Source organism: Amycolatopsis oliviviridis (assembly GCF_014654365.1).
GTDB classification, from domain to species: domain Bacteria; phylum Actinomycetota; class Actinomycetes; order Mycobacteriales; family Pseudonocardiaceae; genus Amycolatopsis; species Amycolatopsis oliviviridis.
This window is the reverse complement of sequence record NZ_BNAY01000003.1, coordinates 437,267-463,018: the sequence shown is the minus strand read 5'-3', so window position 1 is coordinate 463,018 and position 25,752 is coordinate 437,267. Positions and strand designations below refer to the sequence as shown.

Sequence of the window (25,752 nt, the reverse complement as noted above, 5' to 3'; positions counted from 1 at the left end):
AAGAACGTAGCACATTGTGTGAATAGCGGGCCAGGGACTTTGGTCCACGAACAAGCTGACTTCTTGCTAGGTTCGGGCGATGGAAAAGCCATTGGCGGGCAAGATCGCGTTGGTCGCCGGGGCGACCCGCGGGGCAGGACGGGGAATAGCGGTCCAGCTGGGTGCCGCCGGCGCGACCGTTTACGTGACCGGCCGCAGCACCGGTTCCCGCAGATCGGAAATGAATCGCCCGGAGACGATCGAGGAGACCGCGGCGCTCGTCGACCGGGCGGGCGGGCACGGGATCGCGATCGCCGTCGACCATTTGGTGGCCGACGAGGTCCGCGAACTGGTGGAACGGATCGACGCCGAACAGGGTGCGCTGGACGTGCTGGTCAACGATATCTACGGCGCGCCCATCGAATGGAACAAGACCGTCTGGGAATCCACTTTGGACACCGGGCTGCGGACGCTGCGGCTCGCCGTCGACACCCACGCCATCACCAGCCATTTCGCGCTCCCGCTCATGATCAGGAAGCCGGGCGCGCTGGTCGTCGAGGTCAACGACGGGACCACCGGCTACAACTCGGAGAACTACCGCGTTTCCTTCTTCTACGACCTTGCCAAGACCGCGGTGAACAGGATGGCGTTCGCGCTCGCCCACGAATTGGCGTCGCACGGCGGTACCGCGGTCGCGGTCACCCCGGGCTGGTTGCGTTCCGAGGCGATGCTCGACGCTTATCAGGTCACCGAAGAGAATTGGCGCGAAGCGACGAAGGTGCAGCCCCACTTCGCCATTTCTGAAAGCCCGGCGTTCGTCGGGAGGGCGGTCGCGGCGCTGGCCGGTGACCCGGAAGTCGCGCGCTGGAACGGGAAATCGGTTTCCAGTGGTGAATTGGCGAAGGAATACGGATTCACCGACCTCGACGGTAGCCGTCCCGACAGCTGGCGCTATCTCGTCGAGGTCCAGGATCCCGGCAAACCGGCGGACGTCACCGGCTACCGCTGAGTCTCCCGCCGCAGGAACGGCGTGAGCAGACCGGGCGCGGCCTGTTCCGCCATCGCCAGCCCGGCCGATTCGCCGACGTCGACCACCCGATAGCCGCCCGTGCCCGCCGCGATCGGGGCGGTCACCGTGATCAGGCCGGCGCGGCGCTGGAAGAACGAGCGGCTGACGACCATCCCGGTGATCCCTTCGCGCCGGATCGCCACGGTCTCGCGCGCCAGCGAACCGGACCGGCTGACCAGGTAGCGCCCGACGATCGCGTGACCGAGATTGCGGTAGCGGTCCCAGCCCACGAGCGCGGCGAACGGCACCAGGCCGAGCGCGACCTGCCACATCCACGACGGCAGGAAGTCGATCCAGGACAGGCCGAACAGCACCGCCGCCAGGAACAGGACGCCGCCGACGGCCCGGGTGAGCCGCCGGGTCAGCGCCCGCCGCGGATGCCGGTTCAGCGGCACGGTCGCCGGGTCGAAGTTCTCCCGCAGCACCTCGGCCGCGACCTCGTGGACCCGGCCGACGGGCGCGGGCGGCAGCAGGAGCCCGCCGCCCTTGTCCCCGCCCTTGCCCTCGCGCAGCCCGCCCGCGATCGCGGTGAGCCGCGCCCCGCCCGCGATCCGCAGCGGCAGCGTTTCCTTCACCTCGACGCCGCGAAGCCGGTCTTCTTCGATGGACACCGAACGCGTGGTGACCAGCCCGCGCCGGATGTGCAGCGTGCCCTCGGTTTCGCGGGTGAGCTTGAAGTTCCAGAACGAGAGCAGGTAACCGCCGACGGAAAGCAGCGAGACGACCACCAGCAGGGCGACCGCCGCGACGACCACGATCAGCCACACCGCCGTGTTCGCCAGATCGTCCATGAGGTCCCGCAGCGGCCCGACGTTCTCCGGGTCGATGTTCAGCTGGTGCGCGAAATGCCAGACCGCGGCGAACACCGCGCCCACCACGGCGAGCCCGGACAGCGTGAACGGCGCGTACCGCACCCACTTCCGGTCGACCTCCGCCACCACCTGCTCCGGTGGCGGCGCGGCCTCGGCGTCCGAGCCGGTCGAGACTTCCTTGCGGTGCAGGAGAACCGTGCGCAACCGGTGTGCCTCGGTCTCGCTGACGGCGTCGAGCACGAGCTGGTCGTCGCCCGCGCCCTGGCCGAGTGAATGCCGTCCGGTGCCGATGCGCACGGCGCTGAGGGAGAACAGGCGGTGCTTCGGCTCCGAGGTGACGTCGACCGTGCGGATCCGGTCCAGCGGGATCGCGCGATGCTTGCGCAGCAACAGGCCCGTGGACCATTCCACCTGCCCGTCGGCGATGCGGTACCGCGAGGTGAGCACGTGCGAGACGCCGACGAACACGGTCAGCGCGGTGACGCCCAGCCCGATCCACTCCCAGCCGTTGCCGCGGCCGAGGAGCACCGTCCCGATCAGCACCGGCAGCGATTTGACGACGTCGAGCACCGGCCGGATCAGCAGCATCCGGCGGTCGAGGCGGTGCCAGTGATCGACGGCGGCGTCCGGGAGCGCTTCGGTGCTCATGTCGCGTCACCCGGGGTGGCCTGCGTGGTCTTCGTGAGTTCCGCGGCCAGCGCCAGCGCGTCGGCGTGGTCGAGACCGGAGATCTTGACCGGGCCCGCGGCCGACGCCGTCGTCACGGTGAGTTTCGCCAGCCGGAACAGCTGCTCGACCGGGTCGCGTTCGATGTCGACGGTCTGGATCCGCGAGATCGGTGCGATCCGCCAGTCCTGTTTGAGCCAGCCTTCCTGGGTGTACACGGCCTCGCCGGTGACCTCCCAGCGGTGGATCCGGTACCGCCACTGCGGCATGACCAGCAGATGCAGCGGCGCCAGCACGCACGAGATGGTCAAGGTCACCACGAGCCACGTCGGCGCGTCGTCGCTGGTGAACACGAACACGGCCTGCGCACCGACGAGGATCACCCAGCCGACAGCGGCCCACACCGCCCAGTAGCCCATGGCCCGGCGGCTGACCCGGTTGGCGGGCGGGCGCAGGGTGAGCCGTTCCGCCGTCGCTGTCTCTTCAGTCACTCCTTCAGCCTGCACCACCTCGGCGCGGACCGCCCACGACACCTGTCACGGGCCGATAGGATTCCTGCCACGGTCGGCGGAATGGATACCCCCTATCGGGGCGTTGCCACCCGTAGACGGTTGTAAGCACGAAACCTGGAGGATCTGGTGGCGCTGGACCCGGAAGACCTGTACGAGGTGGACTCGGACGTCCCTGACCTCGGCGGGGCCGTGCTCCTGCACTACTTCGACGGGTTCATGGACGCGGGGTCGGCGGGCAAGCTCGTCGCCGAACACCTCCTGAGCTCCTCCGAGCACCGCGTGATCGCGCGCTTCGACATCGATCGCTTCTTCGACTACCGCTCGCGCCGCCCGACGATGACCTACTCCATCGACCGCTGGGAGGACTACGACGCCCCCGAACTGGTCGTCCACCTGCTGCACGACGCCGACGGCGTGCCGTTCCTGCTGCTCACCGGGCCGGAACCGGACCACGGCTGGGAGTGGTTCTGCACGGCCGTGCGGAGCCTGGTCGAACGCTGGGGCGTCCGGCTCACCACCGGTTTCCACGGCATCCCGATGGGCGCGCCGCACACCCGCCCGCTCGGGGTGACCGCGCACGCGACCCGGGACGAACTGGTCGGCGACCACCGTCCGCTGCCCAACCGGATGCAGGTACCGGGCAGTGCCGCGGCGCTGCTGGAGTTCCGCTTCGGCGAATGGGGACACGACGCGTCCGGCTTCGCCGCGCACGTGCCGCACTACCTGGCGGACTCGACGTACCCGAGCGCCGCGCTGCACCTGCTCGAGGCCGTCGCCGGGGCGACCGGGCTGAACCTGCCGGACAGCGATCTGCGGGAGGCCTCGCAGGAGGCGGAAGCCGAGATCGCCCGCCAGGTCGCCGGCTCGGAGAAGGTCGCCGACGTGGTGCGCGCGCTGGAGCAGCAGTACGACACCTTCATGGAGGCGTCGAGCAAGGAAAGCCTGCTCGCGGAGTCGGTCGAGCACATGCCGACCGCCGAAGAGCTGGGCAGCCAGTTCGAGCGGTTCCTGGCCGAGCAGAACGGCGGGGACACCCCGGAGCGCTGAGGCTCATCCGGGATCAGCGCGTGAAGGCCCCCTTCCCTCGGCTCAGCCGAGGGAAGGGGGCCTTCACGCGAGAACAGCAGCGTCAGCGCAGGCCCAGTGAGGCGATCACGCCCCAGGTGCTCTGCAGCCCGCCCGAGCTGCCGAGCCCGGCGGCCAGCACGCCCGGGGTCCCGGGAACGCCGGTGAACCCGAGGATCGAACTGCCTTCGGCCGTCTTGGCCACCTCCGGCGGAAGCGCGTCCTTCCGCCATTCCGTCCCGTTCCACACGGCCATCAGGATGTGGGCGTCACCGGGTACCCAGCCCGCGGTCCACAGCTTCCCGGAGCCGTCGAGCGCGGCCGCGTTGATCTCGTCGAACGGGCTCGCCGCCAGCGGAGCCCACTTCTGCCCGTCCCAGCGCGTGACGAACGCCGGGATGCCGGTCGGGTTCCATTCGTTCACCCGGCCGACGACGTAGACAGAGCCGCGGCCGTCGGGGACGACGTGGTTGACCAGCCAGCCGGTGCGGTACTCCGACGGCACGGGGACCTCGACCTGCCGCCAGCTCTTGCCGTCCCAATGCAGCAGGAACGGGGTCTCCTTGCCGTCCGTCGTGGCGGCCGCGGAGACCCACAGGTCGTCGTCCCCGGTGCCGCTGACCCGGGTCGGCTGGAGCGGGCGGGCGCCGACCTGCGGGATCTCGACCGGCTCCCAGGCCTTCCCGGTCCAGTGTTCGAGGTGGTAAGCCGAGGTGCCCGTCTTCGGATCGAAGTCGGAGGAGACCAGCCAGACCGAACTCGGTGAGAACGCGGCGATGTCGACGGGGAAACCGTCCATTCCCGCCGGCGGTTTCGGGTGTTCGACGTCGGTCCACGCCTTGCCGTCCCACCGCTGGATCACGGTGGACGTCGACGCGGCCGCGCGCGGGCCGGCCGCTCGGGGCAGGCGCGCCGGTCGCCGTGTGCCCGCTTCGGTGGTCCGGTCACCGGCGACCCAGACGTTGTCCGGCGCCGAGGCGGAGACGTCGGAGAGCCGGGTGCCGGTGACCGGGGCGGTGATGGTGTCGGCCCATTTCGTGCCGTCCCAGTGGACCGCGACCGGGACTTCGGCGCTGCCGGTCCAGGCGCTGCCGACGGTCCAGGCGTCGTTCGCGCCGGTGGCGGTGACGCCGAAATAGATCCGGTTCGCCGTGCTGTCCAGCGGTTGTTCCAGCTGCCAGCCCTCGCTCGCCGCGGCCGTGCTCGTGAGCAGGCCGGACAGGCCGAGGACCAGACCGGACACGGTCAGCGCGGATCGTCTTGCTACGCCTCGCATCTGGGACCCTTCCAGTTGTCGCGGTTACGTGAACCCTTTACGGACAACCCGGCTGGAAGGTTGTCTCCCATCAGTGATCGATGGCGAACATTTCCTTCGCATGCCTCGGCCGTTCGATCTCGTCGACCAGTGCGACAGCGAGATCCGCGTAGGAGAACGGTCCCGCGTCCTCCGCGCGCGGCAGCACCCGGTGGTCCCCGCTGCGGTATTCGCCCGTGCGGGCGGCGTGTTCGTCGAGCATCACGGGCGGCGGCGCGACGATCACCCAGTCGAGGCCGTCGCCGGACGCACGGAAGACCTCCAGTTCCGCCGTGTGCCCGAGCGAGAATTCCCGGTGCTCCGGCGGCCACCCGGGCTGGTCGTGGAACGCGACGCCCGGCGAGATCTCCAGCGCCGATCCGACGCCGACGACGACCAGTCTCGGGACACCGGCCCGGCCGAGGCCGCCGATCAGCGCGTGCGCGGCGGCCGGGTAGAACTCCCGTGCCGGGAGATCCGCGCGGTAGAGGGAACTGATCGCGGCGTCGTGCCCGTCGGCGGCCTTCGCGACGTCGTCCGCGACCGTGACGTCCGCGGTGGTCAAGGTGACGCGGTCCCCGGCGAGATCCTTGTGCCGCAGGGGATCCCGGACGGCGGCGGTGACCTGATGGCCGCGGCTCACGGCTTCGGCGACGGCGCGTCGCCCTCCGCGTCCGCCCGCCCCGAAGATGACGATCCTGCTCATCGTGCTCCTTGTTTCCCGTGCCGGTGATCGATCACCGGCGATGAACGCGATGCTAGGAGCGGACCCCTCGGTTACCGCAACGAAACCGGTCCCGGTGTTCTGGAGCCGTTCACCCGAACGGTGCTGGTGTATCGTCCCGGAATGCGTCACCTGGTACCCGATCAGCCCTGAAAACCTTGGGCCGATCGGCCCGCGGCACCGTCGGCCGGCGCCTGCACCGGCTCGCGCGGCGATTTCATGATCCTTATACGGAGGAACTGGAACGCGTCGCCGCGGAACTGCGCGCGGAGATCGTCCGGCAAGGGGATCGCTGTTTCGATCGCGTCATCGAGTTCGAAATCCGCAGCCGTCGCGACATGATCTACGCCGGTGATCAGGACGCGGCGCGGGACAGCAATCGTTTCGCCCGTGAGCATCTGACCGGGACAAAGCACTTCGCGCGTCCACAAGAGACACTCGCGTACGCGCTTTCCCTTGCCCCGTCGGGCGGGATGGCGCTCGAATTCGGCGTCGCCAGCGGGAACACACTGCGCGTGATCGCCAAGGCACGCGGGGGCGTCGAGACCTACGGGTTCGACTGGTTCCAGGGCCTGCCGGAGAACTGGCTCAACGGGATGCCCGCCGGTTCGTTCGCGCGGGACGACCTGCCGGACGTCCCCGGTGCCGAACTCGTCGTCGGCCTCTTCGCCGACACCCTTCCCGGCTTTCTCGAGAAGCACGAAGGCGTCGTCGATTTCCTGCACGTGGACGGCGATCTGTACAGCTCGGCGAAAACCGTGCTGGAGCTGGCGGGCCCGCGCCTGCGGCCGGGCAGCATCGTGCACTTCGACGAGTTCTTCAATTACCCGGGCTGGCAGCAGCACGAACACAAGGCGTGGCTGGAATACGTCGAACGCACCGGCGTCGAATTCGAATACGTGGCCTACACCTACGCGGACAACCAGGTCACCGTCCGGATCACCTAGCCGGTGAGTCCGTCCTCGTAAGCCCGCAACGTGTCGATGAACAGGCGGCGCTCGGCCGGGGTCAGCGGCGAGAGCGCCTTCTGCCAGGCGCGGGCGCCCTGGGCGAGCCAGCCGTCGATCGCGGGCCGCATCCGTTCGGCGATGGCGACGATCCGCCGTCGCCGGTCCGCCTCGTCCTCGCGCCGGTCGAGCACGTCCTTCTTGCTCAGCTCGCCGACCATCAGGCTCACCGTGGTCGGGGCGACCTCGAGCCGTTCGGCCAGTTCGTTCACCGTCATCGGCCCGTCGAAGAGCAGGTACGACAGCAGCGACAAGTGACGCGGTGCCAGCGACAGCGACTGGAGTTCTTCGGGGATCTTGATCCGCTTCGCGCTGCTCGACCTCGACGCGTTGCTGCGGGGCGAGGGGGCGGTCGAAAGCGCCGCGTTGCGCGGGGAGTTCGAGCGGATCGCCGGCGGGCTGGAAGCGCATTTCGCCTACGAGGAAGCGAATCTGCTCCCGGCGCTCCGCGGTGAAGGGGCGACGGCGCCTTGACCGGCCGCTTTAGTCACAGCTTGGGAACGAGCGATGATCGAACTGCTGACCGAAGACCCGCGCTGTGCTCCCGGAATGCGAAAGTGACTACTCCGAGCGGGTGAGACCGTCGGGCCACCTGGCGGGAGACACTGGTAACGAATGTCCGTTCCGGGGCGACTGATCGTTGTCCGAACCGATCGGCGAAACGCCCCCGACCGGAATAGTGAGAACAGGATGAAGCTTCGAAGAGCCTCGCTGCTGTCCCTCGTGGCCGCCGTGGCCGCGATCATGCTCGTCACGCCGCCTTCCGCCGTCGCCGCCCCGCCGACCAGCGCGGTGGAGGTATCTCCGACCACTGTCCAACGTGGACAGACGTTCACCGTCTCGCAGACCGTCTACAACGCCGACGCGACGTCCACCATCGAAGGTGGCAAGGCGACGCTCTACGGCAAGGAATCCTCGCTGCCGGGGATCGTCGACCTGGTGTCCTGCCCGGGCGCGTTCGCCTGCGACATGCTCGGCGGCAGCATCCGCGGCGGCGTCGGCTCCGTGACGCCCGGTCAGAGCAAGACCGTGGTGTTCACCTTCCGGGTCAAGGACGACGCCCCGCTGGGCAGCGTCACCCTGCAGCACCAGTTCGTCGGTGACAACTACAGCTTCGAGATCCTCGACGGTCCCGTGCTCACCGTCACCGGCACGCCGAGCACCGCCGACCTCGGTGTCACGCTGACCGCGTCCCCGCGCGGGATCCTGACGTCGTCGATCGACTACACGGTCAAGGTCACCAACGCCGGTCCCGCCACGGCTTCCGGGATCCGGGTGGCGTCGACCCTCGGCAACGGCCTGGGCTTCACCGGCTCCTCCGCGTGCTCGCACCCGAGCGGCACGAAGATCGTCAACTGCGACTTCCCGTCGCTCGCGTCCGGAGCCAGTGTCACGGCCAAGTTCTCGGTGGCCGCCGGGCTGCTGACCATCGGGCCGGTCAAGACGACCGCGAAGATCACGCAGAGTTCCGTCGCGGACCCGAACGCGGCCAACAACACGTCGACGTCGACCTGCACGGCGATCACCGGCTTGTTGCTCAGCTGCTAGCACAACGCGACTCGGCACCTGCTTGCGACGAACCTCCGCAAGCAGGTGCCGAATTGCGTCACCGTAAGCGAGCGGCGCGCGAGTGCAGGTAGCGTTGGTGCGGAAGGCTTGTCGCGCGTCGCGCGGCCTCCACATAGGACTCGACGGCGCCGGCGGTTTCCCCGGCCATTTCGAGTAGATGCGCGCGGGCGGCGTGGAACCGGTGGTCGCCGGGGAGCCGGTCGCCGAGCTTTTCCAAGGCCGCCAGGCCTTCTCGCGGTCCACGCGCCATCCCGACGGCGACAGCGTGGTTCAGCGCCACCACGGGATTGTCCGAGAGACGCAGCAGTAGTTCGTACAGCGCCTCGATCTGCGGCCAATCGGTCTCTTCGGCGCCCGGCGCCTCGTCGTGCAGCGCGGCGATCGCCGCCTGGATCTGGAACTGCCCGGTCGGCCCGTGCGGCAGCGCGCCGGACAGCAGCGCGATGCCCTCGGCGATGTACTCGCCGTTCCAGCGATCCCGGTCCTGTTCGGACATCGGGATCGGCGCGCCGTCCGGTCCCGTCCTCGCCGGACGGCGCGCGTCGGTGAGCAGCATCAGCGCGAGCAGCCCGGTGACCTCGCTGTCGTCCGGCAGCAGCCGATGGACGATCCTGGTCAGCCGGATGGCTTCGGCGGCGAGTTCGGTCCGCACCAGATCGGGACCGGACGTGCTGGCGTACCCCTCGTTGAAGATCAGGTACAGCACGTGGAGCACGGCGTCGAGCCGCGCGGCACGGTCGGCTTCCGGCGGCATGCCGAACGGGACGCCGCTGCTCTTGATACCGGTCTTCGCGCGGCTGATCCGCCGCGTCATCGTCGACTCGGGGACCAGGAACGCGCGGGCGATCTCCGCCGTGGTGAGACCGCCGACCGCCCGCAGCGTCAGCGCGATCTGCGACGCGGGCGACAGGGACGGGTGGCAGCACAGGAAGAGCAGGATGAGCGTGTCGTCCGAATCGGCCGCCCGCCGGTCCGCCGCGGGCGCGAGGTGTTCCTCCGGCAGCGTCCGCTGGACGACGGCGTCCTCGCGACGCCGCCGCGCCTGTTCGGCACGGAGCAGATCGGTCAGCCGCCGCGAAGCGACCGTGATCAGCCACGCGCGTGGATTGTCCGGCCGCCCCTCGACGGGCCATTGCGCCGAGGCCGCGAGAAGCGCCTCCTGCGTCGCGTCCTCCGCCAGGTCGAAGTGACCGTACCGGCGGACGACGGCGCCGAGGACCTGCGGTGACAGCTCACGCAGCAGATCCTCGGCGCCGCTGTCCGGCACCTAGAGCTCCAGTTCTTCGAAGCTGTCGGCGCACGGCCGGATGTCGACGTACCAGTCGCGCTGGAGGTCGAAGCCTTCCGGGAACGGGGTGTCCGCCAGCTTGGCCGCGATCTCGGTCGCGCGGTCGTAGCTCGCGCAGTCGACGATCGTGTAGCCGACCAGGACCTCCTGCGTCTCGGCGTACGGGCCGTCCGTCACCACCGGAGCGCCGTCGCGCAGCGAGATGCGGCGTGCGTGCGCCGGCTGGGAGAGCCCCTGCGCGTCGACGAACTCGCCGGTCTCGACCAGGTCGTTGTTCCATTTGCCCATGAACTCGTGCAGGGCCGTGATGTCTTCGGCGCTCCACTTGCCGCCCATGGTTTCGAGATCCTGCTGCGACCCCATCATCATGATCATGTACTTCACGGTCGTCTCCTCTCGGCGGGCACCGCTCCGGTGCCTTCTGCCGGAGACGTCGGAGCCGCCGGACAGGACCGGACATCGTTCTCCGGGGATTCTCCCTCAGTTTCGATCGGCGGCGGTGTTCATCGCGTCGGACGGTTCGAGGGTGCGCCCGCCGGTGATCTTCGCGTAGAGGTGCTCACCTCCGAGGACCGGCGGATACTTCGGCGGATTTTCGGGAGATCGGCAGGTCGGGAGGCATTCGAACCGGGCGTCGTGGTCGCCGTCGAAGAAGAACGCCACGCTCCGCCGCCGCGACGGCCCCGGCCCGGACGGCGGCACGACCCGGTGCAGCGTGGAGCGCCAGCGGTCGTTGGTCCACTGCGCGGTGAGGTCGCCGAGGTTCACCACGAGCGCGCCTTCGTCGGGGACGACGTCGTGCCAGGCGCCGTCGGGGCCGTGGATCTGCAGGCCGGGGACGGGATCGGCGTAGAGGACGGTGACGATGCCGTAGTCGGTGTGCGCGCCGAGCCGCATCTGGCCCGGCAGCGGTTCGGGCGCTCCGGCGCGGCGCTCGAAGTGATTGACCCGCAGGGTGCGCGTCGGATGCCGGGTGTACGCGCCGAGGTGGCCGCCGGGGAGGCCGAGCGCCTGCTCGAAGATCTCCAGCAGCACCCGCGCGACGCGGTGTGCCTCGGCCTCGTACTCGGTGAGGGCGGACCGCAGCCGCTCCGGCGAGCCGGGCCAGATGTTGGGGACGAAGAAACCGTACGGATCCTCGCCGTCGATGTGCTCCGCGCCGATGACGAAGGACTCCGACAGGTCGGGCGGTGTCGTCTCGCCGAGGCTGTACGCCAGACCTTCGGTGCCTTCGGCCGCGTAGCCGCGATCCGAGGCGCGGTCGGCGGGCGCGGATCGGAGCTTCTCCCCGACAGGGAGCGCGAAGAACGCGGCGGTCGCTTCGCACATGTCGTCGATCGTCGCCCGCGGGATTCCATGCCCGACGACCTGGAGGAACCCGACACGCCGCAATGCCTCGTCGACGGTGTGCGCGAGCTTCGCGCGATCGCCGTTTTCCCAGGTGCTCAGGTCGACCGTCGGTACGAGAGTCATCCTTCGACGGTAACCAGGCCACGACCGGTGATCACCGGGTCACGGTCATCCGATCGGGCGATCTGTGCCGCCCGATCGGCCGCCGTTGCCCGGCCCGCATGCCCGCCGAGCACAGCAGGCCGAGGAACAACACGCCGACAGGAAGCAGGAAGGTGGTCTTGACCGCGTCGGTGAGCGCCGCCGCCTCGCCGGTCCGTGTCTGAACCAGGACACCGACAGCCGCGCTCCCGAGCACCCCGCCGACCTGACGCGCGGTGTTGAAGATGCCCGAGGCGCTGCCGACCAGCGAACGCTCGACCGCGTTGAGGGTCACGTTGCTCATCGGGGAGAAGGTGAACCCGACACCGAGACCGCAGAGCAGCAGCCCGGGGATGAGGGCCTGCGGCGAGCTCGCCGGGATGATCACCAGCGAGACGACGCCGAGGCCGCAGCCCAGTGAGAGCAGCCCGAACATCAGCAGGTACTTGGGATTGACCCGGTCCGACAACCGGCCGGCGAACGGCGCGACGGAGCCGGACACCACGGCGAGTGGCGCGATGAGCAGACCGGCGTCGGCCGGGGACAGGCCGAGCACCGACTGGACGTAGATGACGAGCAGCAGGAGCATGCTGGTCATCGCGAACCCGACCATCACCGCGGACGCGGCGCCGAGGGAGAAGTCGCGATGGCGGAAGATCCGCAACGGCAGCAGCGGCTCGCGGCGGTTGGCCCGCTGCCACAGGACGAAGATCCCCAGGAGCAGCAACCCCGTCCCGATGATGGGGAAGACCCCGATTCCCGCGACGACCGTTCCCCAGTCGTAGGTCTGTCCATTTTGGATACCGAAGACGACGCACACGAGACCCGCGCCGAAGAGCAGGATTCCCGGGATGTCGAAGCGGTGCGAGTTGCCCGGCCGCCAGTCCGGGACGAGGAACACGGTGAGCGTCAACGCGAGCAGCCCGACGGGGACGTTCGCGAAGAAGATCCACTCCCAGCCGAGCCGGTCGACCAGCACGCCGCCCAGCACCGGGCCGGTGATCATGGCGAGGCCCGCGACACTGCCCCAGGCGCCCATCGCCGGGCCGCGTTCGTCCGGCGGGAACAGATGCGTGATGAAGGCCGTGGTCTGCGGGGTCAGCAACGCGGCGCCGAAACCCTGCACCGCGCGGGCGACGATCAGCGTCTCCACACTGCCGGAAAGCCCGCACCACAGCGAGGCAGCGGTGAACACCAGGAGCCCGGCGACGAAGACGCGTTTCGGCCCGAGCCGGTCACCCAGCCTGCCGGCGGGCAGGATCGGGACGGCGTAGGCGAGCAGGTACACGCTGGTCACCCAGATCACCGTGGTCAGGTCGGTGCCGAGTTCGCGCACCATCGACGGCACCGCGATGTTCACGATGCTGACGTCCAGCATGACCATGAAGAAACCCAGGCACAGTGCGAAAAGCGCGGACCAGGACCTGGTTCGTGCCGTCATCCGTCCTCCTGTTCCCGACGCCGGCGGGGAGCGGACGACGAGCGGGGCTCAAGCAGGGCCACCCGTCGTCCACCCTGGGTCAACCGACCTGCCCGACCATGTCCGCGGTGCGCGACAGCGGAGTCCCGGCACTGTCCGGACGGCCGATGCCCTGGTACGCGAGGCCGGTCCTGGTCACGGTCGGCGGGTCGAGGAGGTTGCGGGTGTCGATGACGGACGAGCCGCCGAGCCGGTCGGCGATCCGTGCCCAGTCGAGGTCGCGGAACTCCGGCCATTCGGTCAGCAGCACGATCGCCGCCGCGCCGTTCGCCGCGTGATAGGCGGTTCCGGTGATCCGGACGTCGTCGGTCACACCCGCGACCGGTGCGTGGACGCTGGGGTCGTAGCCGGACAGCTCCGCGCCTTCGGCGGCCAGCCGTCGTGCGACCGCCAGCGCCGGGGAGTCCCGCAGATCGTCCGTCCCGGCCTTGAACGTCAAGCCCAGCAAGCCGATCCGGGCACCGGCCAGATCTCCGCCGACGGCCTTGCGCACCTTTCCAACCACCAGTTCCTGCTGCTTGACGTTGGTCTCGATAGCTGCCCGCAGCAGGGCGAAATCACTTCCCGCCGATTCCGCCGTGCGCAGCAGTGCGAAAGTGTCCTTCGGCAGGCAGGAGCCACCCCAGCCCGGTCCCGGCCGCAGGAACGCGTCACCGATCCGCCCGTCGTAGCCCATTCCCGCCGTGACATCGTCGATGCTCGCGTCGAGGTACTCGCACAGTTCGGCGACGGTGTTCACAAAGGACAGACGCGTCGCCAGATAGCAGTTGGACGCGTACTTGATCATCTCCGCGCTCGCGGAATCGGTCACCAGGACGGCGGTGTCGAGTTTCCCGTACAGCTCGGCGACCCGCCGCGCGGGGGCCGGGTCGCGATCGGACGAGCCGACCACGATCCGGTCGGGGTTCAGGAAATCGTGCACCGCGAACCCCTCGCGCAGGAACTCCGGGTTGGACACGACCGCGACGTCGGCGCGATCGATCAGGCCCGCGACGCGAGCCGCCGTGCCGACGGGGACCGTCGACTTGTTCACCACGACGCAGCCGGGCGGCAGCAGCTCCCGAAGCTCGGTCACGACGGACTCCAGCGCCCTCAGATCGGCCGCGCCGGTCGCGCCCATCGGCGTCGGTACACAAAGGATCACGATGTCCGCGCCCGCCGCCGCCGCGCTCGCGCCGAGGACGAACTCCAGCCGCCGGGACGCCAGCCCGTCCACCACCAGTTCGCAGATCCCCGGTTCCCGGATGGTCGCCTCGCCACGCCGTAGCGCGTCGACCTTCTCCTGGTCGACGTCCGCGCAGACGACCTTGTGTCCCAAGGACGAGAGGCACGCGGCCGTGGTCAGCCCGACATAGCCCGCGCCGATCACGGCGACCTTGGCCCCCAACGATGCACCCATTTCCCTTACCCTCCGATTTTCGAGGCCATCGGGCAGGACGGAGCCGCCCTGCCCGATGGCATCGCGAGATGTGGATTTCGTGTTCAGCCGTATGTCACTTGGCGTGCGGGATCGCCCGGATCCCCTGGTACGGGGTCTCCTTGCCGAGGTAGTCCACCGTTTCGAACAGGCCGATCGCGTCCATCGGGTACCGGGCGCCCGCCTCCGCCGCGAAAATGCACGGCAGGATCTGCTTCCGCTCCGAGGCGGCGGCCTGACCGCCCTTGCGGATGTGCTTGTGCGTGTGGATCAGGATCGGCATGTAGCCACCGCCGAGGAACGAACCCTCCTGCAGGACCGCCCCGCCGACGCAGTCGATCACGCAGCCCTTGCCGAGGATCGCGTCACGGCCCTGGTAGTAGTAGGAGGGCGTGGCGAGCGTGCCGTGCTCCACATGGAACACCCCGGCCGCGAGGCCGATGATCGAACGGCCACCGGTCCGCAGCACGGAGCGGTAGAAGTCGACCAGGACCGGCCGGACGGTGGTGTCCGGCAGCCCGTATTCCCCGCACATCAGCGTGATGCGCACCAGTTCCGCGAGCGTGAGGTTCGTGCCGTTCTCGCCGGGGAATTCCTGGTCCCACGGCACCAGGTAGTCCGACGGCGCCACCATGGTCGTCTTGACGTCTTCGAGGATCAGCCGCTCCGCGTCGCCCACCGGTTCCGCGGGCACGACGCCGTTCGCGAGAACCCGCACGGCGAGCATGTGCCTGCTCTCCAGCGTTTTCGCCCGGCTGGCCGCGATCAGGAGATTGAGCCTGCCGGTCACCGTCTCCGGGATGTCGAAGAGGTGGTCGATGCCGTCGGTGGGGACGGCGATCTTCGCCTGGAGACTGCGCTTGGGCAGCGGTGTGTACGAGTCGACGACTTCCTGGAGTGCGCCGGTGAACTCGCCTGCCCCGATCCGGACGAGCCTTTCGGCGGCCAAGGCCCGGTAGTCGTAAGGGATCGACGTCGACGTCGACAGCACGACCTCGGCGAGCAGGGCGCGGTACCGGTCGTCGTCCAGGGACGCGGCGGCCAGTTCCAGTGACAGGTAAGGGGAATCGTCGCCGGGACCGTGGACCCAGCTCGCCGTGAACGGCGCTTCGAATCGGCACACCTTCGTGAACAAGGCACGGGCGTCGTCGTCGTTCTTGATCTGGCTCGTGACCTCGGCCACCGCCGTTTCGCGGTCCGAGACCTCGGGCAGCATGTCCTTGGCCGGTCGCAACAGCGTCGAAAGATCTTCCAGGCTTCGCGTCATGTCTCGCTCCCAATTCGTGCGAACTTCTCGTTTTCCGTTGTCTGCGGGAAGGTTCCGGTGAACATCGCCGAACCCAGCGCGGCGAGGAACCGGTGCTCGGCCGGGCGTACCAGCGACGTGCCCTCACCGAGGTGCTGCAACAGGTTCAGCTGCGTCAGAAGCGCCTCCTTGAAATGGTTGACGGCGACGAGGAAATGGCGCGCGGGCGCCGTGCCCCGGACGTGGACGGCGTGGATGTTCTTGTGATCGGGTTCCGCGCCGTAGAACGGTTCGAAGACCAAGGTGACGTGCTGCCCGGACCGGAGTTCCACGTCCGCGAAGCGATACCGGAACTCGGAGCCGTAGGGGATCACCGCGGGGGTGAGGTAGTTCCTCGAAACGGCTTCGGGGAAGGCGAATCCGGCCAGCCCGGGATAGGCGATGGCGCCGGTCGACGACGTGTAGAGCTCGATGTCCGGCAAACCCGCCACCGAGGTTCGCACGCGCATCTCCGCCGTCACCGACGACGGGATCGTCCGGAGATACGTCCGGTACTGATCGGCCGGGAGGACCGATCGCAGAATGCTCAGCATGTGGAAGCCCTCGTAGCCTGCCTCGCCGTACCGGGTGTCGACGAATCTGCCGTTCGCGATGTCGAGCTCGCGGTTCTTGGTGAATTCGACGGTGATCTTCCTGATCGGGTCGAATTCGCCGAGCTGCCGCACCGAAGTGGCGAAACGCCGAACGGCCTCGCTGTGGGAATACACGTCGTTGACGAGGATCCGGGCACGGGGATTGCGCCGGACCGTCCGGTCGAGGCCGTCGAGCTCGTCCGGGTAGCAGGCCGGCTTCTCCAGCAGGATCCGCGCATCGGGCTGATGCCGCAGGATCTCGTCGACCACGGAGAGATGGGTGGCCGTCGGGGTGGCGACCACCCAGGCGTCGATTCCCGAGGGATCCGGCACCCGGGCCACCCGGTCCCAGTCGGCGCCGTTCCCGATGTCCACGGTGCCGATCCGGTGACCCGCCTGCCCGTAGCACTCGGCGTACAGCGACCCGATCTTGCCGAGTCCGACGATCACGATCGTCTTCTCAGTCGGCGACGGTGACGGCACGGGCCTTCCCTTCTCGCGACCGGAGGGCGTGGGCCGCGGCGGAGGTGCCGGCCGCCCTGCCCAGCACGGCACCCGCCATCAACCCGGTGCCGCCCGGATATCCCTGGTCGTAAAGGCCGCCGACGATCACGCCTGCCGCGTAGAGGCCGCTGATCGGTTCCCCGCCGCCGCGCACCTCGGCGCCGGGGGTCACGGACAGCCCGCCGTAGGTGAAGGTCAGACCGCAGACCACCGGGACGAACAGGAACGGGGGCGTGCCGAGACGCTTCTCCGCCTGGCCGTCGTGCAGCCGCTGGATTTCGGCGGCCAGGTTCGCGGCGTCGATCCCGAGCCGCCGGGCGCCTTCCTCGATCGAGGAGACGGTCACCGACGCCGGGTCGCCGAGGTAGCCGTTCGGGAGCGCGCCCGCCGAGACGACCTTGTCGTCGAAGATCTGGAACGCGATCCTGCCCGGCTGCTCCTGAATCTTCTGCCCCAGCGAGACGTAGGTGAGGTTGCTGTAGCCGCCGGATTCGTCGAAGAAGCGGCGTCCGTCCCGGTTGACCACGACGCCCAGCGGGAAGGCGTACCGGGCGAGGCCGTGGGACTTGTGCATCTGCCCCGGCAGCATGTGGTCGGGCAGGCCGACGCCCTGCGGCGTGGTGTGGCACTTCTCCCAGTTGCCCGCGGTGTCGGCACCGATTCCGACGGCCGCCGTCAGCGGAGCACCTTCGTTGAACGGGACGCCGCGCAGCTTCACGTCCCGCCATTCCTCGCCGAGATGACGCGCCCGCAACCCGGTGTCCGCCTCGAAACCGGCCGACGCCAGCACCAGCGCGCCGGCGAGCACCGGGAACGCGGGCCCGGATCCGTGGAGCAGGTAGCGGCCGTCGGCGGTCCGCTCGAAGCCGGTGACCGGGCTGTCGTAGCGGACCGTTCCGCCGAGCCGTTCGAACCGGTCGAAGTTCCGGTCCTGCAGGCTCTGGCCGCCGCCGTCGAGGACGATCGGCACGTCGCCGGGCAGCGGCGTCGGCCTCGGCGCCCAGCGCTGCCCGAAGTCGCGCATCCAGCTGATCGTGTCCGTCGAACGGCGGACGATCGATTCGATGAGGGCGGCGTCCACCTGGTCGCCGGACACCCGGAGCCAGTCGTCGAGGTACTGCTCGTCCGAGTATCCCGTCCGGCCTGCCAGAATTTCGCCGACCCGGTCTTTGTCCTCATCCCGTAGCAGTGCGGCGATGAATGGGCTTCCCTGCCAGGAGAAACGCATTGTCCTGGTCAAGGAACTGTTTCCGCCACGCATTTCCTTCGGTGCGGCTTCCAGTACGGTGACGGAGTCCGCACCCGCCTGTAGTGCGGCTATACCCGCGCAGAGACCGGCATTACCCGCTCCGACGACGACGACCTGCCTTTCGGTCACCTCGTTTTGCCCGCTGTCCATCAGCAACGCTCCAGATAATCCGATGTTCGCCATTGGTGGTCGACCGAGTTCGAACGGGACCTGGTCGTTCCGGCGACGGGCATGGTGAATGAAGACGGCCACGCTCGACCTGTCGACTCACGGTGATCGGGTCGATACGATCGACCCGGCGCCGCCGGTCCGCAAACTGCCGGTCCACTGCGAAAAGCGCAGCGATTTTCCTTGCCCGCACATGTATTCGCGACAAGCGAAGGATTCTCTCCAAAATCGTCGTAATGACCGCCCGGTATGGGTGACGGCAAGCGTCATCCGGTCTTCGAAACGGAGATTTCAGTGGATGTCTTCCGGGCTGAACCAGGTGTTTCCGCCGGGTTCACCGTCGCCCTTGACGATGTACTCGCGGATTCTTCTCGTTTGCTCATTTTTCGGAGCCCGGCATTTTCCGGGCCGCTCCTGACGTGGTCGGTGTCGGGCCGACTGGGGTCAGCCTGACTTCCTGACCAGCGCCTGGGCAACCTTCGGCCAGTTCGGCCTTGTTCGAAATCGTTCGAGTAGCCCGAACGGAAGATTTCGGCGCCGCTGAACGGCGGTATCGCGGCTCGGATCGCCTCAGCCAGTCTAGAGCGATGATTGTGGATCAGGGGGGCGACGACGGGGAGCCGCCGACGGCGGTTCTACCACCGGACTCAATGGTTTCACCGGCTGAGTTCACAGCGGCACTGCGCGTATTGAGAACGTGGTCCGGATTGACTTATCGTCAGTTGGCGGCCCGGGCGAATGAACTCGGGGGAACACTTCCGGCGAGTACGGTCGCGACCACTCTCGGCCGCACCACATTGCCGAGGGAATCGTTCGTCGAGACGTTCACACACGCGTGCGGACTCGATGACGAACAAGTACGGAGATGGGTGGAGGCCCGGACCCGGATCGCGATGGGGACGCCACCGCGGCTCGTCGACGACCTGACGGTGAAGATCGTCTCGCCGGAACCCGGACCGGAGCCGGAATCGCGGCGACGGCGGCGTTGGCGGGTGCCGGTCATCGTCGTCGCGGTCGTGAGTGTCATGTTCGCCAGCGTCCTGGGATATCTGACCCGTTCCTTCGGTGCCTCGACGAAGAACAAGACCGCCGGGGCCGTGGTGCCGGGGCTGGACTTGCGAGAGGTGGGCAGCTGGGCGCAGATCCGTCCCGCCCGCACTCCCGAGCTCTGCCTCGCCGAGGGGAAGGACCGGACCGAGCTCTACTCCGGCACCATCGTCGCGCAGCAGCCCTGCGGTGGAGCCGGCTCGCCACGCGTGTTCATCGATCCCGTCGGGGAGGAGAACGCCGTGCAGATCCAGTGGCACCATCCGGAGACCGGGATCGGCTGTCTCACGGTCGTGAACGAAGGAATGGGACACGACCTGGTCGAACCCCGCGACGACTGTGACGACGATGGTTTGGACCAGCTGTTCACCGTCGGTCCGGCGGACCTGGTGGAGACGGGCCGTTACGTCATCCGTCCCCTCGGTACGAGCGAATGCCTCGGCCTGCGTGATCTGGACACCGCCGTGGGCACCGAGGTCGTCCGGGAACGCTGCTCCAGCGCTCCCGATCAAGCCTTCTTCATCGACCTGATCCCGCCTCCGTAGCACCGCCGGCCCCGTGCCCGTGTGATCACTCCACGAGAAAGCCGGGAACGCCGGGAACCGAGGACGACCCTCCGACGACTTGTGGGGCTGAATCGTGTCGCCCGGCGAGCGGAGTGAGATGCACTGGTACGAGGACGACGACCTGTGGGTCGGCTTCGCGGACGTGATGTTCCCGCCCAGCCGGGCCGAAGAGGCCGAACGCCTGACGGCCACGTCACCGCTGCTGGAGATCGCCGACGGCGCGAAGGTGCTGGATCTGGCTTGTGGTCCGGCGATCCACGTCGTGCCGTTGGCGAAGCGGGGCGCCGACGTCACCGGCGTCGACCTCAGCCCGGCCATGCTCGAACGCGCGCGCGAGGCCTGCGAGAACGCGGGTGTCGCGGTGAAGCTGGTCCAGGCCGACATGCTCGAATACGTCGAGCCCGGCGCGTACGACCTGATCATCAACATGTACACGTCGTTCGGTTACTTCACCGAGCCCGGCGACAACCTCGCCGTGCTGCGAAACGCCTACGCCAGCCTCGCGCCCGGTGGCAGGCTGCTGATCGACGTCCTCGGCAAGGAGGTGCTGGCCGGCTGGGTCGGCCGCCCGAAGGCGGTCGACGTCGACGGCGGGACGGTGTTCATGCGCGACACCATCCTCGACGACTGGACCCGGCTCAAGACCGATTGGACCCTGGTCCGCGACGGTGTCGCGAAGCGAGCGTCGATCCTGTCCTTCTTGTACAGCGCCGCGGAGCTGAAGGCGCTGTTCGAGTCGGTGGGCTTCACCGGCGTCGAGTGCTTCGGCGATTTCGACGGCTCGCCTTACGACAATCACGCACGCCGCCTGATCGTGCGCGGTGAACGTGCCGGCTGAACCGCTCCGCCTGTTCGCGGAACCGGACGACGAGACGGCCCGGCCGCTCCGGCTCACGGGCCCGGTGCTCCTGCTGTCGGTGGCGCTCGCGATCTCGCTGATCGCGGGCGTCGCGCTCGGCCCGTCCACCGTCGCCCTTCCGGATGTCCTGCGCTACCTGGGAAAGGCGATCACCGGCGGCACGATCACCGGCGACGAGGTCACCGGGTACTCGATCGTCTGGCAGGTCCGCACGCCGCGGGTGCTGCTGGCGGCCGTCGTCGGCGCGGGGCTCGCGGTGGTCGGGGTCGCCGTGCAGGCCCTGGTGCGCAACGCGCTCGCCGATCCGTTCGTACTCGGGATCTCCTCGGGCGCCTCGGTCGGTGCCGCCGCCGTCGTGGTGTTCGGCCTGTTCGCCGGACTCGGCGTGCTGGCGCTGTCGACAGCCGCCTTCCTCGGCGCGCTGGGCGCGACCGCGCTGGTCTATCTGGCCGCCCGCAGCAGATTCGGCCTGACGCCGTTGCGTCTCGTGCTCACCGGGGTCGCGCTCACCTACGCCTTCCAGGCGGTGATGAGCGTGCTCGTCTACCTCTCGCCGAACGGTCAGGCCGCGCAGACCGTGCTCTTCTGGCTGCTCGGCAGTCTCGGCGCGGCGACCTGGGCGTCCTTGCCGCTGGCCGCGTTCGGCGTGGCCGTCGCGATCGCGGTCCTGCTGCGCTACGGCACCGCGCTCGACGTCCTGTCGATGGGCGACGAGACCGCGATGAGCCTCGGCACCGACGCGGCCGCGTTGCGCCGCTGGCTCTTCCTGCTCACCGCCGTCGTCACCGGTCTGCTGGTGGCGGTCAGCGGTTCGATCGGGTTCGTCGGGCTGGTCCTGCCGCATGTGGTGCGGATGGTCGCCGGCTCGGGACATCGCCGCGTGCTGGCGCTCGCGCCGCTGGTGGGCGCGGTCTTCCTGGTGTGGGTCGATCTGCTCGCCCGCACCCTCGTCGCGCCCGAGGAACTGCCGCTCGGGGTGATCACCGCGCTCATCGGCGTCCCGGTGTTCCTCGTGGTGATGCGGCGCCGCGGCTACGCGTTCGGAGGTCGCTGATGCTGTCCCTGAACGACCTTTCCGTCGAGGTGGCCGGATCGACGCTGATCCGCGAACTGCGGCTGGACGTCGGCGCGGGCGAAGTCGTCGGGCTCCTCGGCCCGAACGGCAGCGGCAAGTCGACCGCGCTGCGCTGCGTCTACCGGGCCTTGACGCCATCCGGCGGCGCGGTGCTGCTCGACGGCACCGATCTCGCCGAGCAGGGCCTGCGCGACACCGCCCGCCGGATCGCCGCGCTCACCCAGGACAGCCGGGCGGATCTGGACTTCACCGTCGAGGAGGTCGTCGCGCTCGGCCGGTCCCCGCATCAGCGCGGCAACCTCCGGCTTTCGGCCCGCGAACGCGCGCTGTGCCGGGAAGCGTTGCGGCGCATGGACATCACCCACCTCGCCCAGCGCAGCGTGCTGACGCTTTCGGGCGGCGAACGGCAGCGGGTCCTGGTGGCGAGGGCGCTGGTCCAGGAACCCGAGGTGCTGGTCCTCGACGAGCCGACCAACCACCTCGACGTCCGGCATCAGGTCGAACTGCTGAAATTCCTGCGCGACTGCGGGCTCACCGTGCTCGTCGCCCTGCACGACCTCAACCTCGCCGCCGCCGTCTGCCACCGGATCGCGTTGCTGCGCGGCGGCTCGCTCGCCGCCTGCGGCACCCCGGCCGAAGTGCTCACACCGGAAACGGTCCGCGCCGTGTTCGGCGTCGACGTCACCCCGGTCACCCATCCCGTGACCGGTGCGCTCCAGCTGCTTTACGACCTTCCCGCCGACGAAACCGAGGGGATCTCACGATGAAGCCGTCCAGGGTGACCGCGCTCTTCGCCGCGGCACTGCTCCTGAGCGCCTGCGGTGCCCAGGTCGAGGCCGGACCCGCCGCGCCGGCGCGGGCCACGGTGACCAACTGCGGCGCGCAGGTCACCTTCCCGGCGCCGCAGCGTCCGGTGGCCTACGACGTTTCCGGTGCCGAGAAGATGTTCTCGCTCGGGCTCGCCGGCCGGATGCGCGGCTACGTGATGAACTCGCTCGGCGATCCGTCGATCGCCGGTTCGCCGTGGAAGGACGACTACGCCAAGGTCGAACGGCTCGGCACTTCCCGGGTCACCCGCGAGATCCTGGTCAACGCCAAGGCGGACTGGGTGATCGCGGGCTGGAACTCCGGGTTCAGCGAAGAACGCGGGATCACGCCGAAACTGCTGGAGCAGGTCGGCATTTCGAGCTACCTGCACACCGAGACCTGCTGGGAGTATCCCACCGCGAAGTCGGAGGTGACACCGCTGGAAGCGCTCTACACCGACCTGCGCAACCTCGGTGACATCTTCGGCGTCCGCCAGCGGGCCGACGAACTCGTCGCGGAACTCAAGGGGCGCTTCGACAAGGTCCGCGCGGGAGCGCCGAAGACGCCGCCCGCCAAGGTGTTCGTCTACGACTCCGGCACCGATCAGCCCTTCACGTCGGGGAAACACGCCGCTCCCAACGACATCATCGACGCCGCGGGCGGGACGAACGTCTTTCGGGACCTCCAGGACGGCTGGGGCAGCGTCGGCTGGGAAGCGGTGGTGAAGGCCGAACCCGAGGTGATCGTCGTGGTGGATTACGCCGACCAGCCCGCGAAGGACAAGATCGCGTTCATCAAATCCGCGTCACAGCTGAAGAACACGCCCGCCGTGCGCGACAACCGGTTCCACGTCGTCTCCTACGGGGACCTCGTGAGCGGCCCGCGCAACGCGGCGGGCGCCGAATCACTGGCGGCGTACCTGCGCTCGATCGGCCGGTGACCACCATGTCCGTACCGGTCCACGACCACGTCACCGACGCGATCAAGACACCGGCGTTGATCCGGCTGGAACCGAACATCGTGCTGCTCCGCTTCGAGACCTTGAAGGTCTACGCGGCGCTCGGTGCCGTCCGCTCGCTGCTCGCGAACGGTACAGTCCGAAAAGGACAGACGCTGATCGACAGCTCCAGCGGGATCTACGCGCTCGCGCTGGCGATGGCCTGTCATCGCCACGGGCTGCGCTGCCACATCGTCGCGTCCACCACCGTCGATCTCACCATGCGTTCGCAGCTGGAGATCCTGGGCGCGACGGTCGACCAGATGCCGCCGTCCGAGGACCTCCGCCTCGACCAGCGGCGCCGGGTCGCGCGGGTGCGCGAACTCCTGGACCGGCATCCGGACATGCATTGGATGCGCCAGTACCACGATCCCGTGCACTACCTGGGGTACGGCGAGGTCGCCGAGCTCGTCGCCCGCGCGCTGCCGTCCGGGCCGCTGACCGTCGTCGGCAGCGTGGGCACCGGCGCGTCGACCGGCGGGATCGCGCGGTCGCTGCGCGAACGCGATCCGGACGTCCGGCTGACCGGGGTCCAGCCGTTCGGGAGCGTCACCTTCGGCAGCGAGCGGTTCACCGATCCGGACGCGATCATCGCGGGGATCGGGTCCGCCATCCCGTTCGGCAACGTCGATCACGAACTGTACGACCGGATCCATTGGCTGGACTTCGTGCACGCCATGGCCGCGACCATCGGGCTCATGCGCGACCACGCCGTCTTCGCCGGGCTCTCCACCGGGGCCGCGTACCTCGTCGCGGGCTGGGAAGCCGCGCGGAATCCGGAGCGGACGCACGTCGTGATCGGTGCCGACACCGGACATCGGTACACGGCAAGGGTCTTCGCCCGGCATCGCGAGGCCGTCGACCCGGCGGGACTCGCGCCGCGTGAGATCACCTCGCTGGACGACCTCGCCCTGCCGTGGGCGGCGATGGACTGGCGGCGCCGCCGGTTCGGGGTACCCACGCAGCCGTTGTACCGGAAGGAGCGCGTCTCGTGACCGTCGTCCTGTTGGAAGCACTCACCTTCGGTCTCGGCAGGCTGGCCGACGCCGCCGCGGAAGCCGGGCGGAAACTGGTGCTGTTCACCGGAAACCGCGACATCTACCGCTACGAACTCGGCGTCCTGGGGCCGGACAGGGTCGAGGTCGTCGACATCGACACCACCGACATCGCGGCCTGCGAAGCCGCGTTGCGCGCCATCCCGGGTCTCGCGGGGATCATCAACTCGACCGACACCTGGGCACTGCCGGGCGCCGAACTCACCGCCCGGCTCGGCCTGCCCGGTCCGGACGCGGCGGCCGTCCGCGTGCTGCGGGACAAGGGCGCGGTGCGTGAGCTGCTGTACGAACACGGACTCACCCGCGGCGGGCCGGTGCCGGCCTCGGCCGCCGAACAACTCGGTTTCCCTTTGGTGGTCAAGGATTCCTCGGGAACGTCGTCGCGCGGCGTCTGGCTCGTCCGCGACGCGGCCGAACTCGATCGGGCCAGGGAAGAAGCGAAGGACACGCCGCTCAAGGGGCATCTGATCGCCGAACCGTACTTCGCGGGCCCGCTCTACAGCGCGGAAACCGTCACCTGGCAAGGAAGGACCCGGCTGCTCGGGATCCTCTCCCGGCAGTTGTCACCCGAACCGGTGCGGCGGGAGGAGGCCGCCGCGTTCCCGGTGGCCTTCCCGGAGGCCGAGCTCGCCGGGCTGGACGAGTGGATCGGCCAGGTGCTCAAGGCCGCCGGGCACGAACAGGGCTTCGCCCACACCGAATTCGTACTCACCGCCGAGGGAGCGGAAGTCGTCGAGATCAACATCCGGATCGGCGGGGCGATGCTCGGCGAAGCGCTGTGCCGGTCGCTGGGCACCAACGTGTATTCCGCGATGATCTCCCTGGCGCTGGGCGAGGAGCCCGCTCTGCTCACCCAGGAGATCGGCGGGGGACCGGGGATCGGGTTCGTGCTGGCCTATCCGGTCACGGAAGGCGTGCTCAAGGGCTGGTCCGGGCTCGACCGGCTGGCCGGTCTGCCCGGCGCGCCGGAGTGGTATCCGACGGCGAGTCCCGGTGACGAGATCCGGCACCTCGCGGATCAGCGGTCCTGCACCGGGATCGTGCTGGCGGAGGGACCGACGGCGGAACTCGCGTTGCATCGCGCGCTCGCCGCGGCGGGCGGGATCGCGCCGGTGATCGGTTCTTGAGAATTCCCTCAGATGGATAGCTCTACTTTCTATTTTGGAAGGTGAAG

General features: G+C 69.0%; 25 protein-coding genes. 12 read left to right on the top strand and 13 right to left on the bottom strand.

The features are described 5' to 3' along the window. Positions 1-79: 79 nt before the first annotated feature. Complete coding sequence (locus IE302_RS15290; protein WP_191255181.1) at positions 80-988, top strand: SDR family oxidoreductase; 909 nt, start codon at positions 80-82, stop codon at positions 986-988. On the opposite strand, the gene IE302_RS15285 is transcribed toward IE302_RS15290, so the two are convergent. Both IE302_RS15285 and IE302_RS15280 read right to left on the bottom strand, forming a co-directional pair. After that, positions 979-2,508 carry a PH domain-containing protein gene (locus tag IE302_RS15285; protein ID WP_191255180.1) on the bottom strand — a complete coding sequence of 510 codons (1,530 nt, stop codon included), beginning with the start codon at positions 2,506-2,508 and terminating at the stop codon, positions 979-981. The two genes, IE302_RS15290 and IE302_RS15285, sit on opposite strands and share 10 nt — an antisense overlap. Beyond that, positions 2,505-3,059, bottom strand: coding sequence for a PH domain-containing protein (locus IE302_RS15280; protein ID WP_191255179.1), 555 nt, complete (start codon positions 3,057-3,059; stop codon positions 2,505-2,507). Before IE302_RS15280 ends, IE302_RS15285 begins: the two co-directional genes overlap by 4 nt. A 105-nt stretch (positions 3,060-3,164) precedes the next feature. Here IE302_RS15280 and IE302_RS15275 point away from each other — a divergent pair, with 105 nt between their 5' ends. Further along, positions 3,165-4,085, top strand: a complete 921-nt coding sequence (locus IE302_RS15275) for a PAC2 family protein (protein WP_191255178.1) — start codon at positions 3,165-3,167, stop codon at positions 4,083-4,085. Between the two features lie 82 nt (positions 4,086-4,167). Here IE302_RS15275 and IE302_RS15270 read toward each other — a convergent pair whose 3' ends face one another. Next, on the bottom strand, positions 4,168-5,379 hold the full coding sequence (locus IE302_RS15270) for a hypothetical protein (protein WP_191255177.1): 1,212 nt from the start codon (positions 5,377-5,379) through the stop codon (positions 4,168-4,170). Positions 5,380-5,449: 70 nt separating this feature from the next. After that, a complete protein-coding gene (locus IE302_RS15265) occupies positions 5,450-6,103 on the bottom strand; it encodes an NAD(P)-dependent oxidoreductase (RefSeq protein WP_191255176.1) in 654 nt (217 codons plus the stop codon). A 176-nt stretch (positions 6,104-6,279) separates the two neighbouring features. On the opposite strand from IE302_RS15265, the gene IE302_RS15260 reads away from it, so the two are divergent. Beyond that, positions 6,280-7,068 (top strand): class I SAM-dependent methyltransferase, encoded by a 789-nt coding sequence (locus IE302_RS15260; protein WP_191255175.1) that lies wholly within the window; start codon positions 6,280-6,282, stop codon positions 7,066-7,068. Here the strand turns inward: IE302_RS15260 and IE302_RS15255 are convergent. Then, entirely contained in the window at positions 7,065-7,430 is a 366-nt protein-coding gene (locus IE302_RS15255; RefSeq protein ID WP_444541941.1) for a MarR family transcriptional regulator, read from the bottom strand. The genes IE302_RS15260 and IE302_RS15255 overlap by 4 nt on opposite strands. On the opposite strand from IE302_RS15255, the gene IE302_RS42760 reads away from it, so the two are divergent. Together IE302_RS42760 and IE302_RS15250 are read left to right on the top strand one after the other, a co-directional pair. Further along, positions 7,426-7,602 (top strand): hypothetical protein, encoded by a 177-nt coding sequence (locus tag IE302_RS42760; RefSeq protein ID WP_229907777.1) that lies wholly within the window; start codon positions 7,426-7,428, stop codon positions 7,600-7,602. The two genes, IE302_RS15255 and IE302_RS42760, sit on opposite strands and share 5 nt — an antisense overlap. Positions 7,603-7,818: 216 nt before the next feature. Next, positions 7,819-8,676: a DUF11 domain-containing protein gene (locus IE302_RS15250; protein WP_191255174.1), complete on the top strand. Its 858-nt coding sequence runs from the start codon at positions 7,819-7,821 to the stop codon at positions 8,674-8,676. Positions 8,677-8,734: 58 nt separating this feature from the next. On the opposite strand, the gene IE302_RS15245 is transcribed toward IE302_RS15250, so the two are convergent. The 8 genes from IE302_RS15245 to IE302_RS15210 all read right to left on the bottom strand — a co-directional run bounded on the left by IE302_RS15245 (position 8,735) and on the right by IE302_RS15210 (position 18,154). Continuing rightward, positions 8,735-9,964, bottom strand: coding sequence for an RNA polymerase sigma factor (locus tag IE302_RS15245; protein WP_191255173.1), 1,230 nt, complete (start codon positions 9,962-9,964; stop codon positions 8,735-8,737). Next, positions 9,965-10,360, bottom strand: coding sequence for a YciI family protein (locus tag IE302_RS15240; RefSeq protein WP_229907822.1), 396 nt, complete (start codon positions 10,358-10,360; stop codon positions 9,965-9,967). Positions 10,361-10,465: 105 nt separating this feature from the next. Further along, positions 10,466-11,458 (bottom strand): isopenicillin N synthase family dioxygenase, encoded by a 993-nt coding sequence (locus IE302_RS15235; protein ID WP_191255171.1) that lies wholly within the window; start codon positions 11,456-11,458, stop codon positions 10,466-10,468. A 31-nt stretch (positions 11,459-11,489) separates the two neighbouring features. After that, entirely contained in the window at positions 11,490-12,917 is a 1,428-nt protein-coding gene (locus tag IE302_RS15230; RefSeq protein WP_191255170.1) for a DHA2 family efflux MFS transporter permease subunit, read from the bottom strand. Between the two features lie 79 nt (positions 12,918-12,996). Further along, positions 12,997-14,355, bottom strand: a complete 1,359-nt coding sequence (locus IE302_RS15225) for a UDP-glucose dehydrogenase family protein (protein ID WP_191255169.1) — start codon at positions 14,353-14,355, stop codon at positions 12,997-12,999. 94 nt (positions 14,356-14,449) lie between these two features. Further along, positions 14,450-15,640 carry a hypothetical protein gene (locus IE302_RS15220; RefSeq protein ID WP_191255168.1) on the bottom strand — a complete coding sequence of 397 codons (1,191 nt, stop codon included), beginning with the start codon at positions 15,638-15,640 and terminating at the stop codon, positions 14,450-14,452. Next, positions 15,637-16,701: a Gfo/Idh/MocA family oxidoreductase gene (locus tag IE302_RS15215; RefSeq protein ID WP_229907776.1), complete on the bottom strand. Its 1,065-nt coding sequence runs from the start codon at positions 16,699-16,701 to the stop codon at positions 15,637-15,639. Before IE302_RS15215 ends, IE302_RS15220 begins: the two co-directional genes overlap by 4 nt. 10 nt (positions 16,702-16,711) lie before the next feature. Continuing rightward, positions 16,712-18,154, bottom strand: a complete 1,443-nt coding sequence (locus tag IE302_RS15210; protein WP_191255166.1) for an FAD-dependent oxidoreductase — start codon at positions 18,152-18,154, stop codon at positions 16,712-16,714. 605 nt (positions 18,155-18,759) lie between these two features. Between IE302_RS15210 and IE302_RS15205 the strand changes: the two genes are divergently transcribed. The 7 genes from IE302_RS15205 (at position 18,760) to IE302_RS15175 (ending at position 25,705) form a co-directional block, all read left to right on the top strand. Further along, positions 18,760-19,764: a helix-turn-helix domain-containing protein gene (locus IE302_RS15205; RefSeq protein WP_308436874.1), complete on the top strand. Its 1,005-nt coding sequence runs from the start codon at positions 18,760-18,762 to the stop codon at positions 19,762-19,764. 118 nt (positions 19,765-19,882) lie between these two features. Next, entirely contained in the window at positions 19,883-20,623 is a 741-nt protein-coding gene (locus tag IE302_RS15200; RefSeq protein WP_191255164.1) for a class I SAM-dependent methyltransferase, read from the top strand. Then, positions 20,613-21,698: a FecCD family ABC transporter permease gene (locus tag IE302_RS15195; protein WP_373308004.1), complete on the top strand. Its 1,086-nt coding sequence runs from the start codon at positions 20,613-20,615 to the stop codon at positions 21,696-21,698. The genes IE302_RS15200 and IE302_RS15195 overlap by 11 nt, the downstream gene beginning before the upstream one ends. Next, positions 21,698-22,486 (top strand): ABC transporter ATP-binding protein, encoded by a 789-nt coding sequence (locus tag IE302_RS15190; protein ID WP_191255163.1) that lies wholly within the window; start codon positions 21,698-21,700, stop codon positions 22,484-22,486. Before IE302_RS15195 ends, IE302_RS15190 begins: the two co-directional genes overlap by 1 nt. Beyond that, a complete protein-coding gene (locus tag IE302_RS15185) occupies positions 22,483-23,466 on the top strand; it encodes an ABC transporter substrate-binding protein (RefSeq protein ID WP_191255162.1) in 984 nt (327 codons plus the stop codon). Before IE302_RS15190 ends, IE302_RS15185 begins: the two co-directional genes overlap by 4 nt. Next, a complete protein-coding gene (locus IE302_RS15180; RefSeq protein ID WP_191255161.1) occupies positions 23,463-24,518 on the top strand; it encodes a cysteine synthase family protein in 1,056 nt (351 codons plus the stop codon). Before IE302_RS15185 ends, IE302_RS15180 begins: the two co-directional genes overlap by 4 nt. Continuing rightward, positions 24,515-25,705, top strand: coding sequence for an ATP-grasp domain-containing protein (locus IE302_RS15175; protein ID WP_191255160.1), 1,191 nt, complete (start codon positions 24,515-24,517; stop codon positions 25,703-25,705). The genes IE302_RS15180 and IE302_RS15175 overlap by 4 nt, the downstream gene beginning before the upstream one ends. Positions 25,706-25,752 lie beyond the last annotated feature (47 nt).

What these genes read in the sequence shown, in the direction of transcription:
- IE302_RS15200 (WP_191255164.1), top strand. Translation starts at nt 19,883, where the DNA reads ATGCACTGGTACGAGGACGACGACCTGTGGGTCGGCTTCGCGGACGTG.
- IE302_RS15205 (WP_308436874.1), top strand. Translation starts at nt 18,760, where the DNA reads ATGATTGTGGATCAGGGGGGCGACGACGGGGAGCCGCCGACGGCGGTT.
- IE302_RS15185 (WP_191255162.1), top strand. Translation starts at nt 22,483, where the DNA reads ATGAAGCCGTCCAGGGTGACCGCGCTCTTCGCCGCGGCACTGCTCCTG.
- IE302_RS15225 (WP_191255169.1), bottom strand. Translation starts at nt 14,355, where the DNA reads ATGGGTGCATCGTTGGGGGCCAAGGTCGCCGTGATCGGCGCGGGCTAT.
- IE302_RS15190 (WP_191255163.1), top strand. Translation starts at nt 21,698, where the DNA reads ATGCTGTCCCTGAACGACCTTTCCGTCGAGGTGGCCGGATCGACGCTG.
- IE302_RS15270 (WP_191255177.1), bottom strand. Translation starts at nt 5,379, where the DNA reads ATGCGAGGCGTAGCAAGACGATCCGCGCTGACCGTGTCCGGTCTGGTC.
- IE302_RS15285 (WP_191255180.1), bottom strand. Translation starts at nt 2,508, where the DNA reads ATGAGCACCGAAGCGCTCCCGGACGCCGCCGTCGATCACTGGCACCGC.
- IE302_RS15230 (WP_191255170.1), bottom strand. Translation starts at nt 12,917, where the DNA reads ATGACGGCACGAACCAGGTCCTGGTCCGCGCTTTTCGCACTGTGCCTG.
- IE302_RS15235 (WP_191255171.1), bottom strand. Translation starts at nt 11,458, where the DNA reads ATGACTCTCGTACCGACGGTCGACCTGAGCACCTGGGAAAACGGCGAT.
- IE302_RS15290 (WP_191255181.1), top strand. Translation starts at nt 80, where the DNA reads ATGGAAAAGCCATTGGCGGGCAAGATCGCGTTGGTCGCCGGGGCGACC.
- IE302_RS15265 (WP_191255176.1), bottom strand. Translation starts at nt 6,103, where the DNA reads ATGAGCAGGATCGTCATCTTCGGGGCGGGCGGACGCGGAGGGCGACGC.
- IE302_RS15210 (WP_191255166.1), bottom strand. Translation starts at nt 18,154, where the DNA reads ATGGACAGCGGGCAAAACGAGGTGACCGAAAGGCAGGTCGTCGTCGTC.
- IE302_RS15250 (WP_191255174.1), top strand. Translation starts at nt 7,819, where the DNA reads ATGAAGCTTCGAAGAGCCTCGCTGCTGTCCCTCGTGGCCGCCGTGGCC.
- IE302_RS15240 (WP_229907822.1), bottom strand. Translation starts at nt 10,360, where the DNA reads ATGATCATGATGATGGGGTCGCAGCAGGATCTCGAAACCATGGGCGGC.
- IE302_RS15220 (WP_191255168.1), bottom strand. Translation starts at nt 15,640, where the DNA reads ATGACGCGAAGCCTGGAAGATCTTTCGACGCTGTTGCGACCGGCCAAG.